The organism is Pseudomonas sp. S09G 359, assembly GCF_002843605.1.
Classification (GTDB): domain Bacteria; phylum Pseudomonadota; class Gammaproteobacteria; order Pseudomonadales; family Pseudomonadaceae; genus Aquipseudomonas.
Map to the genome: position 1 here is coordinate 2,650,313 of NZ_CP025263.1, position 15,695 is coordinate 2,666,007.

Annotated in this window: 12 protein-coding genes and 2 pseudogenes; 7 read left to right on the forward strand and 7 right to left on the reverse strand. The window is 62.1% G+C overall.

Going from position 1 to position 15,695, the window contains the following annotated elements:
- Positions 1-51 precede the first annotated feature (51 nt).
- The 5 genes from CXQ82_RS11900 to CXQ82_RS11920 all read left to right on the forward strand — a co-directional run bounded on the left by CXQ82_RS11900 (position 52) and on the right by CXQ82_RS11920 (position 6,537).
- Positions 52-2,565 carry a TonB-dependent receptor gene (locus tag CXQ82_RS11900; RefSeq protein ID WP_101269096.1) on the forward strand — a complete coding sequence of 838 codons (2,514 nt, stop codon included), beginning with the start codon at positions 52-54 and terminating at the stop codon, positions 2,563-2,565.
- Between the two features lie 142 nt (positions 2,566-2,707).
- On the forward strand, positions 2,708-4,573 hold the full coding sequence (locus tag CXQ82_RS11905) for a phytase (protein WP_101269099.1): 1,866 nt from the start codon (positions 2,708-2,710) through the stop codon (positions 4,571-4,573).
- Between the two features lie 46 nt (positions 4,574-4,619).
- Positions 4,620-5,312, forward strand: a complete 693-nt coding sequence (gene tolQ, locus CXQ82_RS11910; RefSeq protein WP_101269101.1) for a protein TolQ — start codon at positions 4,620-4,622, stop codon at positions 5,310-5,312.
- A gap of 14 nt (positions 5,313-5,326) precedes the next feature.
- Positions 5,327-5,773: a protein TolR gene (tolR, locus tag CXQ82_RS11915; protein WP_032889397.1), complete on the forward strand. Its 447-nt coding sequence runs from the start codon at positions 5,327-5,329 to the stop codon at positions 5,771-5,773.
- Complete coding sequence (locus CXQ82_RS11920) at positions 5,770-6,537, forward strand: energy transducer TonB (protein WP_101269103.1); 768 nt, start codon at positions 5,770-5,772, stop codon at positions 6,535-6,537. The genes tolR and CXQ82_RS11920 overlap by 4 nt, the downstream gene beginning before the upstream one ends.
- A 119-nt stretch (positions 6,538-6,656) precedes the next feature.
- On the opposite strand, the gene CXQ82_RS11925 is transcribed toward CXQ82_RS11920, so the two are convergent.
- The 6 genes from CXQ82_RS11925 to CXQ82_RS11950 form a co-directional block, all read right to left on the reverse strand.
- Complete coding sequence (locus CXQ82_RS11925) at positions 6,657-8,777, reverse strand: TonB-dependent receptor (protein ID WP_101269105.1); 2,121 nt, start codon at positions 8,775-8,777, stop codon at positions 6,657-6,659.
- 301 nt (positions 8,778-9,078) lie between these two features.
- Positions 9,079-10,023: a D-isomer specific 2-hydroxyacid dehydrogenase family protein gene (locus CXQ82_RS11930; protein ID WP_101269107.1), complete on the reverse strand. Its 945-nt coding sequence runs from the start codon at positions 10,021-10,023 to the stop codon at positions 9,079-9,081.
- Complete coding sequence (locus tag CXQ82_RS11935) at positions 10,020-11,198, reverse strand: acyl-CoA dehydrogenase family protein (RefSeq protein ID WP_101269109.1); 1,179 nt, start codon at positions 11,196-11,198, stop codon at positions 10,020-10,022. The genes CXQ82_RS11930 and CXQ82_RS11935 overlap by 4 nt, the downstream gene beginning before the upstream one ends.
- Positions 11,199-11,234: 36 nt before the next feature.
- Positions 11,235-11,918, reverse strand: a complete 684-nt coding sequence (locus CXQ82_RS11940) for a peroxiredoxin-like family protein (RefSeq protein ID WP_101269111.1) — start codon at positions 11,916-11,918, stop codon at positions 11,235-11,237.
- Positions 11,915-13,273 (reverse strand): LLM class flavin-dependent oxidoreductase, encoded by a 1,359-nt coding sequence (locus CXQ82_RS11945; protein WP_101269115.1) that lies wholly within the window; start codon positions 13,271-13,273, stop codon positions 11,915-11,917. The genes CXQ82_RS11940 and CXQ82_RS11945 overlap by 4 nt, the downstream gene beginning before the upstream one ends.
- 11 nt (positions 13,274-13,284) lie before the next feature.
- On the reverse strand, positions 13,285-14,259 hold the full coding sequence (locus CXQ82_RS11950) for an ABC transporter substrate-binding protein (protein ID WP_101269118.1): 975 nt from the start codon (positions 14,257-14,259) through the stop codon (positions 13,285-13,287).
- Positions 14,260-14,676: 417 nt separating this feature from the next.
- Here CXQ82_RS11950 and CXQ82_RS31905 point away from each other — a divergent pair.
- Together CXQ82_RS31905 and CXQ82_RS31910 are read left to right on the forward strand one after the other, a co-directional pair.
- Positions 14,677-14,940: pseudogene (locus CXQ82_RS31905) on the forward strand (RHS repeat-associated core domain-containing protein); the annotation flags it as partial.
- Between the two features lie 27 nt (positions 14,941-14,967).
- A pseudogene (locus CXQ82_RS31910) lies at positions 14,968-15,270 on the forward strand (toxin C-terminal domain-containing protein); the annotation flags it as partial.
- A 13-nt stretch (positions 15,271-15,283) separates the two neighbouring features.
- Here CXQ82_RS31910 and CXQ82_RS11960 read toward each other — a convergent pair.
- The gene (locus CXQ82_RS11960) at positions 15,284-15,643 is read right to left on the reverse strand and encodes a ferredoxin family protein (protein ID WP_101269120.1); all 360 of its coding nucleotides are present in this window, start codon (positions 15,641-15,643) and stop codon (positions 15,284-15,286) included.
- Between the last annotated feature and the right edge of the window lie 52 nt (positions 15,644-15,695).

Genomic DNA, 15,695 nt, shown 5'->3' on the forward strand with positions numbered 1-15,695 from the left:
CAGTTGCCGGGCCTCTTGCCTGGCGCCAACGGATTCTTTGGGGAGGATTGCATGTACAAGCGCACCGGGCTCGTCAGCTTCACGCTTACTGCCTTGGCCCTGGCGATGGCCAGCGAGCGGCTCCAGGCGGCTGAGGCGGCCAATACCGAGCATGTGGAAGTGGTCGGCCAGGCCGCCGCCATCGACCAGGCGCTTAAAGAGCAGCGCAGCTCCGACAGCATCAAGAGCGTGGTGCATGCCGACGGCGTGGCCCAGTTGCCGGATGAAAACGTCGCCGAAGCTGTGCAGCGCCTGCCCGGCATCAGCGTGGAGCGCGACCAGGGCGAAGGGCGCTTTGTCAGCGTGCGCGGCCTCGGCCCGGACCTCAACAGCGTGACCATCAACGGCACCCTGGTGCCCGCCCCGGAAAGCGCGCGCCGCGCCGTGGCCCTCGATGTATTGCCTTCGGAGCTGGTGCAGTCGCTGTCGGTGATCAAGACCCTCACCCCGGACATGGACGCCAACTCCCTCGGCGGTACCGTCGACGTGCAAAGCCTGTCGGCCTTCGACCACAAAGGCCTGTTCTACACCGGCAGCACCGAAGCCAGCTATGACAAGAACACCCGCCAGACCAGCCCCAAATTCTCCGGCGCCGCCAGCAACCGTTTCAGCCTCGGTGACGGCATCGACAACTTCGGCGTGGCCGCCGCCCTGAGCTGGCAGAAGCGCGACTTCGGCTCCGACAACGTCGAAACCGGCGGCGCCTGGGACTTCACCGACGGTGCCAAACTCAACGAATTCGAACAACGCGACTACGACATCAGCCGCGAACGCGCCGGTGGCGGCCTGAACTTCGACTACAAACCCGATGACCTCAGCAGCTATTACCTGCGCACCCTTTACAGTCGTTACAAAGACACCGAAACCCGCAACTCCACCAGCATCGAATTTGCCGACCCGCTAGCCGCCGGCGAACTGGGCGACGCCGAAGCCAAGCGCAAGCTGAAAAACCGCGAGGAAACCCAGGAAATCCAGTCCTACGTGTTCGGCGGCGAGCGCATGCTCGGCCTCTGGACCCTGAGCGGCCAGGCCGGCTACAGCCAGTCCAGCGAAGACAGCCCGGCGCATATCGCCGGGGCCACCTTCGACGGCGGCGACTTTGCCAACAGTGGTTTCTACGATAAGGACAAGCCACGCCCGATCATCGGCGCCGGCTTCTACGACGCCAGCAACTTCACCCTCGACAAGGTCGACTGGGAAAAACAGAACACCAAGGACACCGAGAAAAACCTGCGCCTGGACCTGGCCCGCGACTACGACCTGAGCGGCTATGCGTCCCAGGTCAAATTCGGTGGCAAGGTCAGCCGTCGTAACAAGGACAACGACCTCGAAGCCTGGGTCTACGAAGACTTCGACACCCTGGGCTTTACCGCCGACCAACTCAACCTCACCCAATTCCAGAAGGGCAGCGTCGACTATCGCCTTGGCAACTACGGCCCGGGCATCAGCCCCAGCGCCATCAAGCAGCTGATCGGTAGCCTCAACCCGGCGGACTTCTATGACGAGACCGAATCGCGGGTCAACGACTTTACGATCCGCGAAGACATCAACGCTGGCTACCTGATGAACACCATTGATATCGACGACTGGCGCTTCATTGCCGGGATGCGCTACGAAGGCACCGAGTTCGAAGCCAAGGGTACCGGCGCCACCGACGGCGTATTCAGCCCCACCGAGACCAAGCGTCGTTACCACCACTGGCTGCCGGGCCTGCATGCGCGCTACCAGATCGACAAGAACACCCAGGTGCGCGCCGCCTGGACCAAATCCGTGGTCCGCCCGACCTTTGGCCAACTGGCCCCGGGCTTTGTGATCGATGATGACGAAGCCACCTTCGGCAACCCGGACCTCAAGCCCCTGGAGTCGAGCAACCTGGACCTGGGCATCGAGCACTTCATGGGCCGCGCCGGTACGGTTTCGGCGTTTGTGTTCTACAAAGACATCAAGAACTTCGTCTACAACACTGACCTCGCCGGTACCGGCGCCTGGACCAACTTCGCCGAGGCCCACACCTACGCCAACGGCGATAGCGCCAAGCTCTACGGCCTGGAATTGGCCTACTCGCAGAAATTCGACTGGCTGCCGGCACCGTGGAACGGTTTGCTGATCGGTGCCAACAGCACCTTCAGCCGTTCCAGCGCGGATATCGAAGGTTTCGACGCCGCCAGTGGCACCCATCGCAAACGCAACATCAGCCTGCCCAACCAGTCGGACACCGTCGGCAACCTGATGCTCGGTTGGGAAAACGACAAGCTCAGCCTGCGCCTGTCGGCCAACTACAAATCGGCCTACCTCTACGAGCTGGCCTCGATCAACGACAAAGCCCATGACCTGCACGTGGACGCGCAGACCTTTGTCGACTTCAGCGCGCGCTACTCGCTGACCAAGAACCTGCAAGTCAGCTTCGAGGCCCAGAACCTCACCGATGAGTCGTACTTCGTCTACACCGGCCACCGTAGCTACAACGGCCAATACGAAGAGTACGGCCCCACCTACAAAGTGGGCCTGACCTTCACCCATTTCTAACCCACACCTCGGTCGAAATGTGGGAGGGGGCTTGCCCCCGATGAGGGAGCGTCAGCTGATAAATCTGTAGCTGACCCACTGCTATCGGGGGCAAGCCCCCTCCCACATGGATCTCTATTGTTCTCGAAGGATTTGTTCGTTCATGAGAATTTCCAAGCTGTATCTGCTGATCGCCCTGGCTACCGGCGGCAACGCATTCGCCGCCGACCTGGCCCTGACCCCTTGGGCTCCTAGCCTGAGCGCCGAAGCCGTGGTCTTCCTGCCCAACGGCAGCGAACGCCTGGCCGCCGGCACCCGCAACGGGCTGCAGTTGCTCGACAACAAGGGTGCCGAACTGGCGCGTTTCAACGGCAACTTCAGCAGTCTCGACACCCGCGCCGCCGGTGCCCAGGTACTGGTCGCCAGCCTCGATAACGACCGCCAACAGGCGTTGCTGGTCAGCCTGGATAGCGCCAACAAAAGCTTCGGCAAACCCTTGTACCTGCCCACCCGCGACTACCCGGTGAATGGCCTGTGCCTGTACCGCGACACGGCGGCCAACCTGTTTGTGTTCCTGGTGGGCGAAGAGGGCAAGGGCGAGCAATGGCTGGTGGGCAATGGCGCCACATTATTGAGTGAGCCCCAGCGCGTACGCGGCCTGCCGCTGCCGCCGTCGGCACAGTTCTGCCAGGTGGACGACGCCACGCACCAGTTGCTGGTGAATGAAGAAAACGTCGGCTGGTGGGCCTACCCGGCGCACCCGGAAGCCGAGGTGAAACGCACGCCGGTGGCGCTGTTCGACAACCCCAAGCGCGAAGCCGGGGCCATGGCACTGGTGCCGGGTGGGGTGGTTGCGCTGGACCCCAAGACCGCGCAATTGCACCTGTTCCAGCACACCGGCGAGCGTTGGGTCGAGCAATCGAGCCTGAGCCTGCCTGGCCTGAAAGAGCCCGAACAACTGGCGGTCAATGGTCGCCAAGTGCTGGTGCGTGATGATGACAGCGGCAAGCTGTACCAGGCCAGACTCGACTGGCAGGCCAAGCCGGTCGCCGCCGAACCGGTGCTGGCGGAAGTGGCCGCCGTGCGTCAAACCGATCCGGTGGGCCGCCAGGGCGATGCGGCGGATGACCCGGCGATCTGGATTCACCCTGAAACCCCGGCCAAGAGCCGTGTGCTCGGCACCAATAAAAAGCAGGGCCTGCTGGCCTACGACCTCGACGGCAAGTTGTTGCAGGAGCTGGCAGTCGGTCGCCTGAACAATGTGGATGTGCGCCCCAGCTTCAAGCTCGGCCAGCACACCGTCGACCTGGCCGTGGCGAGCAATCGCGATCACAACAGCCTGAGCCTGTTCAGCATCGACCGCCAGAGCGGCGAGCTGCGTGAAGCCGGTGAAGTCCCCACGCCGCTCAAGGAAATCTACGGCATCTGCCTGTTCCAGCCGGCCAGCGGTGAGATCTACGCGATTGCCAACGGCAAGGACGGCACCTTTTTGCAATACCGCCTCAGCGCGCCGGACGGGCATGTGCAGGGCGAGTTGGTGCGCCAGTTCAAAGTCGACAGCCAGCCCGAAGGCTGTGTGGCCGACGACCAGCGCCAGCGCCTGTTTCTTGGCGAGGAAGACGTCGGCGTGTGGGCGGTGGACGCCCGCGCCGAGCAACCGGCCACGCTCACCAGCGTGATCAAGGTTGGCCCGCAGTTGCATGCGGATGTGGAAGGCCTGGCGCTGTACCAAAGCGATAAGCGCGACTACCTGGTGATTTCCAGCCAAGGCAACGACAGCTACCTGGTGGTGGATGCCGAGCCACCGTTTGCCGTCCATGGTGCTTTCCGTGTTGGCCTGAACGCCGCCGCCGGCATCGATGGTGCTTCGGAAACCGATGGCCTGGAAGTGACGGCCATCAACCTCGGCGGCCCGTGGAGCCAGGGCATGCTGGTGGTGCAGGACGGGCGCAAGCGCATGCCTGAGCAAACCCAGAACTTCAAGTTTGTGCCCTGGGCCGACGTGACCCGTGCACTGAAATTGCCCTGAACCGTCATCACCCGGTCATTACTTTTTAATCGAATAGGACATCACCATGCACGCGACGATGGAACATATGACGATCTGGGGCCTTATCAGCGACGCCAGCCTGTTGGTCAAGGCCGTGATGGTCACCTTGCTGCTGGCGTCATTGCTCAGTTGGTACCTGATCATCCAGCGCGGCGGCGTATTGCGCCGCCTGGAGCGCCAGATGAACACCTTTACCCAGCGCTTTCGTGCCGCGTCGGATTTACCCCTGTTGTGCCGAGAAACCGTACAGGCAGGCGAGGGCGGCATTGCCCCGGTGTTTATCGCCGGGGTCCAGGAATACCAGCACCTGCACAGCCATGATCCGGCAGTGCTTGAAGGTGTCGAGCGCGCGCTGCAGGTGGCGATCACCGAGCAGGAACTGGAGTTGGAAAAGGGCCTGCAATTTCTCGCGACCGTGGGTTCGGTCAGCCCGTATATCGGCCTGTTCGGCACGGTGTGGGGCATCATGAATTCGTTCCTGGGCTTGTCCCAGGTGCAACAGGCCACGCTGTCCACGGTGGCGCCGGGCATCGCTGAAGCCTTGATCGCCACGGCCATCGGCCTGTTTGCGGCCATCCCGGCGGTGATCGCCTACAACCGCTTTGCGGCGCGCAGCCAGACCTTGCTCACCCGCTACTACGCCTTTGGCAATGAGCTGCAAGTGCGCCTGCACCGCACCCTGCGCGGTACGCCGATCAACCTGGCCGTAGCCGCCTGAACCGGAGCGATCCCATGTTAGTAAGGCCGCAACGCAAGCACGGGCCCAAGGCCGAAATGAACGTGGTGCCGTATATCGACGTGATGCTGGTGCTGCTGGTGATCTTCATGGTCACCGCGCCGATGCTGACCCAAGGCGTGAAGATCGAACTGCCCAAGGTCGCCGCCGAGGCCCTGGCCACCGATACCCGCCAACAGATCCTCACGCTGTCGGTGAAGGCCGATGGCGGTTACTACTGGAACCTCGGCGGTGAGCTCGACACCCAGCACCAGACCGACAGCGCCGTGAGCCTGGATGAAATGGGCGCCAAGGTCATGCAGGTGGTGGCGGCGCGCAGTGACACGCAGGTGTATATCCGCGCTGACGATAACGCCGGCTACGGTCGTGTGGTGGCCGCCATGGCGGTGTTGCAGAAAGGCGGTGTCAGTAACCTCGGGCTGGTGACCGAGGCCCCGCAATGACGGCGATGATCATGCACAGTCCAACCCTTGCGATAGCGCCCCGGCAGACGTCCGGATTCTGGAGAAACAGCTTCGCCGCGAGCCTGGCGGTAGCCTTGCACGTGGGTGTGTTGGCGGCGTTGATGCTCGGCTGGTCGGCGCAGAAACCGGTGGTGGAGGCGCCGCGGGTGATGCATACCCAACTGGTGATGTTGCCCCCGGCGCCAGCGCCAGCGCCTGTGCCTGAGCCCGTTGCGCCGGTGCCGCCTGAACCGGTGGTCGTGCCTGTTCCCGTGCCGGCGAAACCCACGGTCGACCCGCAGATCCAGGCGCAAAAACTCGAGAAGGCCGCGTTGGCGCGCAAACGCGTCGAAGACAAGAAAATCGAACAGCAACAGCAGCGCCTGGCCACTGAGCAACGCAACCGCGAGCTGGAGCAGCAACGCCTGGACCAGGCACGACTGGCCGCAGAAAAACCCCGCGTCGCCACGCCTGCACCGGCGCCGGCGTTCGACAGCCGCCAATACCAACCCCTGAGCAAGGAAGCACCGGACTATCCCGAGCGCGCCCTGGACAAGAACATCGAAGGCGACTGCTCGGTGGAGTACACCGTCAACCCCCAGGGCCGCGTGGAAAACCCCAAGGTGCTGGACGGTTGTCACCCGCTGTTTATGCGGCCTTCATTGGCGGCGGCGAATACCTTCCGCTACCAGCCAAGGATCGTTGACGGCAAGCCCGTGGCCGTGCCGGCGGTGCGCAACACTTTCCACTACCGCATCAAATAACGCCCCACGATCCAATGTGGGAGCGGGCTTGCTCGCGAATGCGGTGTGTCAGTTAACACATGTATATCTGATGTACCGCATTCGCGAGCAAGCCCGCTCCCACAGGTTGGTTGGGGTGGTCAGAGATCGTAGCGCACCGACAGCAACAGCGTGCGCGGGTCGTTGACCGAGTAGTAGCGTGCGCCGCTGGACGGCACGTAGCCAACGGACTGCGGGTAGGCGCGGTCCAGCAGGTTTTTCACCGCCAGGGTGGTGGTCCAGTGGCCGTCGCCACTGATATAGCGGGTGTTGGCATTCCAGAAGGTTTGCTGCGGCACTTCCTGGATATCGTCGTTCAGCGCGTTGGCATAGGACTTGGTCTGGAACTGCGCATCGGTGCCTGCCAGCCACGTACCTGGCAACCCGGCAGGGATGGTGTAGTTGACCCCGACGCTGGCGTTCCAGCGCGGCGAGAACACCAGTTGCTTGCCATTGGCGTCTACCCCGGCGCCGCTGGCGTTCTGGAAGTCGTCGTACTGGCTCTCGAGGTAGCCGAGGTTGGCGGTCAGTTGCAGGGCCTGGGTCAGCGCGGTGATCGTTTCCAACTCGACGCCGTAAGTGTGGGCCTGGCCGACGTTGGTGCGCAGGCTCACCCCCAGCGCCGGGTCGTAGGCGTTGGTCTGCAGTTCTTTGTAGTCGTTGTAGAACAACGCCACGTTGGCGCGCAGGCGTTGGTCGAAGAAGTCACCCTTGAAGCCGGTCTCCCAGGTGGTCACGTCTTCCGGTGAGAACGCCTGCTCGGCGGCAGCGGCCGTGGGGGCGCGGTTGTCATAGCCGCCAGCCTTGAAACCCTTGGCGACATAAGCGTACTGGTTCAGGTGCGGCGTCCAGGCGTATTCGAAGCCGATTTTCGGGCTGGTGGACTGCCAGGATTTGCTCGATTCAGCCGTGAAGTTGGTGCCAGTGATCTGCCGGTCGGTGTTGATCGCATAGTTGGTGAACTCGAAGTTCTTGTGCTCGCGGGTAAAGCGCAAGCCGGCGATCAGCGACAGTTGCGGGGTGACTTTGTAAGTGCCCTGGCCATACAGCGCGTAGCTTTCGGTGTTGGTGGTGCTGTATTGGCCCTGGCCGATCACGCGGTTGCGCGCGATGGAGTAGGTGAGGTTGTCGCGGTCGGCGTCGAACCGCTCGCGGTACAGGTACAGGCCGGTGCTGAAGCTGAAGTTATCGTAGTCGCCGTTGAGCTGGAATTCCTGGGTGGCGTAGTTCTGCTTGTAGAGGATCAGGTTGTTCTGGATCAGCGCGGCCTGGCCTGAGTTGTCGTAGTCCACCGGCTGATTGAAGGACGACCAGGCGGTGACCGACTTGAAGTTCAAATGGTCGTCAACCGCGTAGATCGCCCGCAGCACCGAGCTGCCCTGGTCGAGGCGGTTTTTCGGGTCGAGGCTGCTGTAGCTCTTGAACTTGTCAAAGCGCCCATTGGCATCAAACGGTGAATAACTGGTGGTATCGCCGCGGTCAAAGGTGCCGGCCAGCGTCAGTTGCACATCCCATGGCGAGTCCTCCGGCTTGTAGCGCAGCTTGCCGCGATAGGACTGGATATCCACGTTGTTCACGTCCTTGTCCCGCGTAGGGTTGGACACGGTGCCGTCGCGGGTCAGGCGTATCGCCGAAAAACTGCCGAACAAGGCGTTGTCCACCAGCGGGCCGCTGATCAGGAAGCGGCCGTTCTGCGCGTTGTAATTGCCTGCGCCGAGTTCGACGAAGCCGCGGGTTTCCTGGTTGGGATCGCGGGTGATCACGCGGATCGCGCCGGCGCTGCTGTTGCGTCCGTACAGCGTGCCTTGTGGGCCGCGCAGCACTTCGACGCGCTCCACATCGTTGAAATCCAGCATCGAGGAAATCGCCCGGGGGATGTACAGGTCGTCGGCATACACGGCCACGGCGGCTTCCTGGATCGGGTCGGTTTCGCCGATGCCGCGAATGCCGTAGGTCTGTGCACTGTAGGAGATCGACTGGCGGCTGAGGGTCAGGTTCGGCACCTGGCCGGAGAGGTCGCGCACGCTGCGGATCTGCTTGTCGTCGAGGGTTTTTTCGTCAAACGCGGAAATCGCCAGCGGGGTTTTCTGCAGGTCTTCGCTGCGGTGCTCGGCGGTGACGTTGACGACCGGCAGGGCGGCGTCGTCGGCCTGGGCATAGGCGCCGAACAGGGCGAGTGACACGGCGAGGGTGAGACGGTTGGGCGCGAGGGTATGGCTCATGGTAATCCCCTGAGAATGTGGTGGTTGGCAAGGCCTCCACCTGGTCAGGGGTCGGTGCTGGTGGTAACGATATGGATATGAAAGGCGTTCGTAAAAGTCCGTTTTGTTATATGTTAAGTATTAATAATATGCATCTTGTTGGTGCGTAAAATGCACAAGTCTGATTATATTTTCAGGCCTGCACAAATCAAATGTGGGAGGGGGCTTGCCCCCGATTGCAGTGTGTCAGTCTCCAGGGATATTGACTGACCCACCGCTATCGGGGGCAAGCCCCCTCCCAGATATTGAACCTTGTTCGACCTTATTTATTCGCCAGGTTCGCCAACTCCTGCCCGGCAACATACCGCTCGAGGTTCGCCAGGAATGTATCGGCAATCTCCTGCTTGCTATTCGTCGAAATAGCCGACGTATGCGGCGACAGCCTCACCCTTGGATGGGTGTACAACGGATGCCCATCCGGCAACGGTTCCGGCTCGGTCACGTCCAATGACGCCAACCCGATCTGGCCATTATCCAGCGCCTCCAACAGTGCCTCCTGATCGAGCAAACCGCCGCGCGCGATATTGATCAAGTGCAGCCCCGGCTTGGCGCTGCCCAGCACATCGCGGTTGATGATATGCCGCGTGGCCTCGGTCAACGGTGCCGCCACTACCAGGTGATCGGCGCGGGAGAACAGGTCGTGGATATCCTTGGCCGCTTCCACACCCGCGCCGAACGGCGCCTGGCTGTGGCGCAGCGCGACCACGTTGAGGCCCAGTGCCAGGGCTTTTTGCGCCAGGCTTTCGCCAATCGCACCAAAACCGAGGATGCCCAGCGTGGTGCCCTTGAGCGGGCGCAAGGCGGTGAAGTTCCACTGCGCGTCCTTCACCCAAATATCCGGCAAATGCTTGGAGGCTGCAAAGATCGCCGCCAGGGCGAACTCGGCCAGATTGTCGGCAGCGCTGCCTCGGGAGGTGGTGACTGGCGGGCCGTTGAACAGCCATTGCGGGTAAAAGTCGATGCCCGACGACACCAGGTGCACCCACTGCGCGCCGTAGGGCCAGCCGGGTGGCGGGGTGTCGGGAGCGGTATAGCCACGCACGTTGATCGGGCGCAGCAACAGGATATTCGCCTGGGGCGGCAGGTCGCTCGGCACACCTGCGGGCACGCCGATCACCTGGGCGTCGGGGTCAATCGCGGCAAGGCGCTGACGAATGACGTCGTTGTAGTCCTCGTCCAACTGGCTGGCAATAATCACCTGACTCATGTGCGTTCCTTCTGGCGTTGAGCGAAGACGGCTTTGCCGACGCCTTGCAGCACGGCGTCGTTCTGCGGGGTATGCACGCGGCTACACAGCACGTCGCGGTAATGCCGTTGCAATGGGCTGTGGCGCGACAGACCGGGGTTGCCGGACGCCTCGATGGCCAGCTCTACGGCGCGGATAGCGTTGTTGGTGACCAGGTACTTCAACTGCGCCGCGTTGGCGGCCGGGGTGTGGCCCTCGGCGGCGGCGTCGAGCAGGCTGCGGTTGGCAAACAGCAGGGTGTCGATATGGCCGACGGTTTCCTGGAAGCGCGGCAATGTGGCCAGCGCGGCACCGAGGTTGGACGGCTGGCGTTGTTCCAGCCAGTTCACCAGCCAGTCCCGCGCGGCCTGGGCCACGGCGTCATACACCGAAGCCAGCAACACCGACATCCATAGGAACCCCTCGCCATCCAGCTCCGGCGACGGCGCGCTCCAGGGGCTGACGCTGACGGCGTGGTCCAGCGGTACCAGCACATTGTCGAGCACCACTTCATGGCTGCAGGTGGCGCGCATGCCCAGGTGGTCCCAGGTGTCGATGATGCTCACGCCGGGGCTGTCCTTGGGCACCAGCCAGGCGCCTACCAACGGGTCGGCGTCGTCACTGCGCGCCCACACGCTGAACCAGCTCAGGCCATGGCTGCCGGTGGAGTAGATCTTGCGCCCACTGATGCGCCAGCCATCAACGGTACGCACGGCGGTGGTCGCCGGCAGGCCGCCACGCGCCGGCGTGCCAAGGTCGGGTTCGACGCGCAGCGCATTGATCAGCGCGCCGTTGCGCACGGCGTCTTCGGCCACCTGGGTACGCAGGTGTTGCGGCCAGGTCTTGCTGTCTTGCAGGCGCGTGTGTTGCAGGTACTGCATCACCAGGATCAGTGCGCTGGAGGGTTCCCCCTTGGCAATCGCACTGATCGCCTTGCGCGCCTGGGGCAGGCTGGCACCGCCGCCGCCCAGGGTCTTGGGCACGGTGAGGGCGACCAGGCCGTGTTGGTGCAACAATTGGAAGTTGGCGTGGGGGAAGGCGCCGCTCTCGTCGTACAGGTGCGCGGTGCTCGCCAGTTCAGTGGTCAGGCGTTCGAGTAAAGCTTCGAAGTTGGCGACTTCCACGGAGCGTAGAGACGGTTGAGACGATGAAGTCATGATCAATGTACTCGGTCAAAATCTGGGGGTGTGGTCTTAGATAGCGATGCGTACAGGCTGCTCACCCACTAAGCGCTCAACCACCTGCAACACCGGCTCGGCTTCAGTACGCACCAACCAGTCCGGGCTGACCTCCACAAATGCCACAGTGCCGTCCTGGGCGATCACCACCACCGTCGGCTGCGGCAATTCCCAGGTACCGGTACCGGTGGTTTCGCCGATGTGATTGCCCTTGGCCAACGCCGCATTACGCGACGCCTCATCGAAGCTGTAGAGGATGCCCAGGCGCCGCCCGAGGTTGTTATCCGGGTCGCTGGCCACCAGCAGTTGCAGGTTGTGGCGGGTCTTGATTTCCACCAGGCGCTCAGGCACTTGCGGGCTGACCGCCACCAGCGGCACGCCCAACTCACGCAGGCGTGGGAAGAGCTGGCGTTGGTAATAGGGCAGGGCGATATTGCACGCCGGGCAACCGGCAAAGCGGAAGAAGATCAGCACCGCCGGCCCGTCGGCCAGCAGCAGCTCGCGGGTCAGTTCGCCGCCTTCCACGTTAAGCAGGGTGAACGGATCCAGCTCATCGCCGACCTGCACGTAGGCGTCCGGCCGGGCCTCATCCACCAGGCGCTGGCGCTGGTCGATATTGATCTGCAGCGCCGCCGGCGCCCACGTGGCTACACGCTCGGCGTGCAGAGCAGCCAACTCACGGTTGAGGGAGTCGCTCATGCCAGCGCCTCCTGGGGTTCTTCAACCTCGACGCTGTAACGGTTGGCCGGTGCGTCCAGGCCCAGGTTGTCGCGTAGGGTGTGGCCAGTGTATTCGGCGCGGAACAGGCCGCGCTGTTGCAACACCGGCACCACCAGTTCAGTGAAGTACTGCAAGCCATCCGGCAGCACTGAATTGATGATGAAACCATCGCTGGCGCCGCTTTCGAACCAGGTCTGGATCGCATCGGCGACCTGCTCCGGGGTGCCGACAAAATCACGCTTGGGCCGCGAGAAACGCAAGGCCACTTCGCGTAGGGTCAGGCCTTCGTCCTTGGCCAGTTGCTTGATACGGTCGGAGCCGCCTTTCTGGCTGTTGGCGCCGAGGTCGCCGAGTTCCGGAAACGGTGCGTCCAACGGGTATTGGCTGAAATCATGGTCGTTGAACGGGCGGCCGAGGGCGACGATGGCGTCTTCCACGGTGACCAGGTCCACGGCCTGCTGATACCGGCTTTCCACTTCGGCCTCGTCGCGGCCGACAATCGGGCGGATACCCGGCAGGATCGACAGGCTGTCGACGTCACGCCCAAAGCCTTTGGCGCGGCGTTTCAGGTCCTGGGTGTAGGCCAGGCCCTCCTCGATGCTTTCCACATGCACAAAGATTGCATCGGAGTTCTCGGCGGCGAAGTTACGCCCGGCCTCCGAGGTGCCCGCCTGGAAAATCACCGGCTGGCCCTGGCGCGAACGCGCGATGTTCAGCGGGCCCTTGACCGAGAAAAACTCGCCCTTGTGATTCAGTGCATGCAGCTTGCTCGGGGTGAAGAACTCGCCGCTCTGCTTGTTGTAGGCAAAGGCGTCGTCTTCCCAGGAATCCCACAGGCCCTTGACCACATTCAGGTGCTCCTTGGCGATGCGGTAGCGCACGGCGTGTGGCGGGTGTTCGGCCTTGCCGAAGTTATCGGCGGTGCCGCTGAGCCACGAGGTGACCACGTTCCAGCCGGCACGGCCGCCGCTGATATGGTCCAGGGACGAGAACTGGCGCGCCACCTGGTAGGGTTCGGTGTAGCTGACGGTCACGGTGGCGACCAGGCCGATATGCGTGGTCAGCGCCGCGAGGGCGGAAAGGATGGTCAGCGGCTCAAAACGGTTAAGGTAATGCGGGCTGGACTTGGCGTGGATATGCAGGCTGTCGGCGATAAACACGAAGTCGAACTTGGCCGCTTCAGCCAGTTCAGTCTGCTGCTTGTAGAACGCAAAGTTGGTGCTGGCATTCGGTTGCGCGTTCGGGTGGCGCCATTCGCCCCAGCCGTGGCCCACACCGTGGACCATGGCGCCAAGTTTCAAATGGCGGGGTTTCAATTGACGTTGCTTGCTCATGTTCTGCTCCTTTAGCGAGACGCTTGGGAAAGTGGGACACGCTTGGCGTTGAAGCTCTTGTCGAAACCTTGCGACACGTCGATGTGTTTGGTCAGCAGGCCTTCTTTTTGATAGGTGTCGGCCGTGGCTTGCAAGCCGCTGATAACGGCGTCGTCGATGGCCACGGGCGTCAGGTGGGTGTCCTTGGCCACTTCCTCATGCACAGCGAGGGGCAGGCCAGTGATCTTGGCCTGGGCGGCGGCGTATTCGTTGGGGTGGGTGTTGGCCCAGGCGTAGGCGCGGTCCAGGCGTGCGACAAAATCGTCCAGTTGCGGGCGCTTGTCGGCGATGGCCTGGCTGGTGGCCGCCAGGTACAGGTGGTTGCTGAGCAGCTTGTTGCCGCTGATCAACACACGTGCCTGGCTTTGCGAGGTGACCACGGTGGTGTACGGGTCCCAGGTGGCCCAGGCGTCGGCGGTGCCGTTATCCAGCACCAGGCGCGATTCGCTGGGCAGCAGGAAAATGAACTGCACATCCTTGGTGGTGAGGCCGGCGCTGGCCAGGGCCTTGATCGCCAGGTAATGCCCGATGGAACCGCGCCCGGTGACGATTTTCTTGCCCTTGAGGTCGGCCACGGTCTTGATCGGCGAATCCTTGGGCACCAGCACGGCGGTGGTGTTACGCCCTTCGGCATGGATGATGCTGACCACCTTGAGCGACGCGCCGGCACCCAGCGCGAATACGTACGGCGCATCACCCAGCGCCCCGATGTCCACGGCCCCGGCATTCAACGCTTCGCCCAGGGGCGAGGCGGACGGGAACTCCGACCACTGGATTTCATAGGGCACGTTCTTGGTTTCGCCAGAGACTTCCAGCAGCGCCTTGATCGTGGACTTCTGGTTGGCCACCCGCAGCGGTTGCAGGTCGGCGGCGTGTGCAGTGCTGATCAGGCCAAGGGCCAGGGCGGTACCCAGGAGCAGGCGTTTGAACGGAGTGGTAAAGACCATGGGATGCAAGCTCCAGGAGGATCGAAAAAAGGTTCGGCTACCTCCGCCTGGAGAAGGGGTCGGTGAGGGGTTAACGTTATTCCCATAAAAACTCGCTGTGAAGTTCTTTTTGGTTATATGTTAATTATTAAAATAATTGATTATGTTCTGGTTGATTATTCGCTAATTGCATTTGGTTGGTGGGTCATCGGAGCTTTCCTACGAATGACTCGGAAAGGCTCACCTGAGCAAGGGCACAGCCACGTGATTTGATCCTGGGCTTTTCCAACAGGGATCGTTGCACATGACTGACACGCCTTGGGCTGCTCGCGAGGGCGATGCGCTCTTGCACAGCTCGATGCTGGCGGATGTGTTGGGCGCGGTTGTCGGTGCGGTGGTGGGCATCGGCATGCGCCAAACCGGCGCGGACAAAGGCAATCCGTATGGCGGGCGCGGTATCAGGTGTGGGGTAACACGACTGAAGAGGTGCGGGAACCGCACGTTGTTGAAGAACAGAACCTGCGGTTTCAAGGGCAGTACCTGGATCGGGAGACGGAACTGCACTACAACACTTTCCGGTTTTATGACCCGGAGGTGGGGCGGTTTACGACGCCGGATCCGATTGGGTTGATGGGAGGGTTCAACCTTTATCGCTATGCGCCTAACCCGATTGGTTGGATTGATCCGTGGGGTTGGAGCTGCATACATACCGAATGGGCGAAGCGGCTCAGGTACATTAAAATCAACGAGCGATCACACGGACAGCCGATTTATCTGAACAGTAAGGCGCCTGCCAAACTTAAGTACATTACCCCTGACGTAGATAAACATAACGGGGGATTTTGGAAAGCAGCGGACAGCGTGAGAAATTTGGGGTGCAAACTGAAATCGCCGGTTTGTGAGTTTCATTTCGGCTATGACTACTACATGTATTTAGTCTCGGAAGATGATGCAGATATTTGCTTTCCAAAAGAAAAGAGCAATCTGCATTTTGAGGTGTTTCGATCTCCGTATTTGGACAGCCAGGTCTGAAGTGAGGCACCCATCATTTGATGCTCCTCCCGAAGCTTCGGGCCAACGCAAATATCCCATCCATCCGCCAATGCTCATTCTGATGGCGCGGATCATCTGCCCATTCATCCCAGCCAGAATCCCGCCGGTACTGCCCGAGTAAACCCGCCTCCCGTACTGCCACCGGGTCAGGGTGGCGCAGTTGCTCAGCGTCCGGGTCGACGTACAAAGCGTCGCTGCTGCAATACAGTTCGCACATAAAACAAGTTTGGCAGGCCTGTTGCTGGGCGATGCGCAGCGTGCCGTGGGCATCCAGCGCCAGCACATTGGTGGGGCACACGGCGACGCACTGGCCGCAGCCGTTGCACCGGTCGGAGTAGATCAGTTCGAGCATGGTTGAGAACCTCGGGTAAATGACCTGTGGCGAGCGAGCTTGTTCGCGTTGG

What these genes read in the sequence shown, in the direction of transcription:
- tolR (WP_032889397.1), top strand. Translation starts at nt 5,327, where the DNA reads ATGTTAGTAAGGCCGCAACGCAAGCACGGGCCCAAGGCCGAAATGAAC.
- CXQ82_RS11935 (WP_101269109.1), bottom strand. Translation starts at nt 11,198, where the DNA reads ATGACTTCATCGTCTCAACCGTCTCTACGCTCCGTGGAAGTCGCCAAC.
- CXQ82_RS11930 (WP_101269107.1), bottom strand. Translation starts at nt 10,023, where the DNA reads ATGAGTCAGGTGATTATTGCCAGCCAGTTGGACGAGGACTACAACGAC.
- CXQ82_RS11960 (WP_101269120.1), bottom strand. Translation starts at nt 15,643, where the DNA reads ATGCTCGAACTGATCTACTCCGACCGGTGCAACGGCTGCGGCCAGTGC.
- CXQ82_RS11950 (WP_101269118.1), bottom strand. Translation starts at nt 14,259, where the DNA reads ATGGTCTTTACCACTCCGTTCAAACGCCTGCTCCTGGGTACCGCCCTG.
- CXQ82_RS11905 (WP_101269099.1), top strand. Translation starts at nt 2,708, where the DNA reads ATGAGAATTTCCAAGCTGTATCTGCTGATCGCCCTGGCTACCGGCGGC.
- CXQ82_RS11900 (WP_101269096.1), top strand. Translation starts at nt 52, where the DNA reads ATGTACAAGCGCACCGGGCTCGTCAGCTTCACGCTTACTGCCTTGGCC.
- CXQ82_RS11920 (WP_101269103.1), top strand. Translation starts at nt 5,770, where the DNA reads ATGACGGCGATGATCATGCACAGTCCAACCCTTGCGATAGCGCCCCGG.
- tolQ (WP_101269101.1), top strand. Translation starts at nt 4,620, where the DNA reads ATGCACGCGACGATGGAACATATGACGATCTGGGGCCTTATCAGCGAC.
- CXQ82_RS11925 (WP_101269105.1), bottom strand. Translation starts at nt 8,777, where the DNA reads ATGAGCCATACCCTCGCGCCCAACCGTCTCACCCTCGCCGTGTCACTC.
- CXQ82_RS11945 (WP_101269115.1), bottom strand. Translation starts at nt 13,273, where the DNA reads ATGAGCAAGCAACGTCAATTGAAACCCCGCCATTTGAAACTTGGCGCC.
- CXQ82_RS11940 (WP_101269111.1), bottom strand. Translation starts at nt 11,918, where the DNA reads ATGAGCGACTCCCTCAACCGTGAGTTGGCTGCTCTGCACGCCGAGCGT.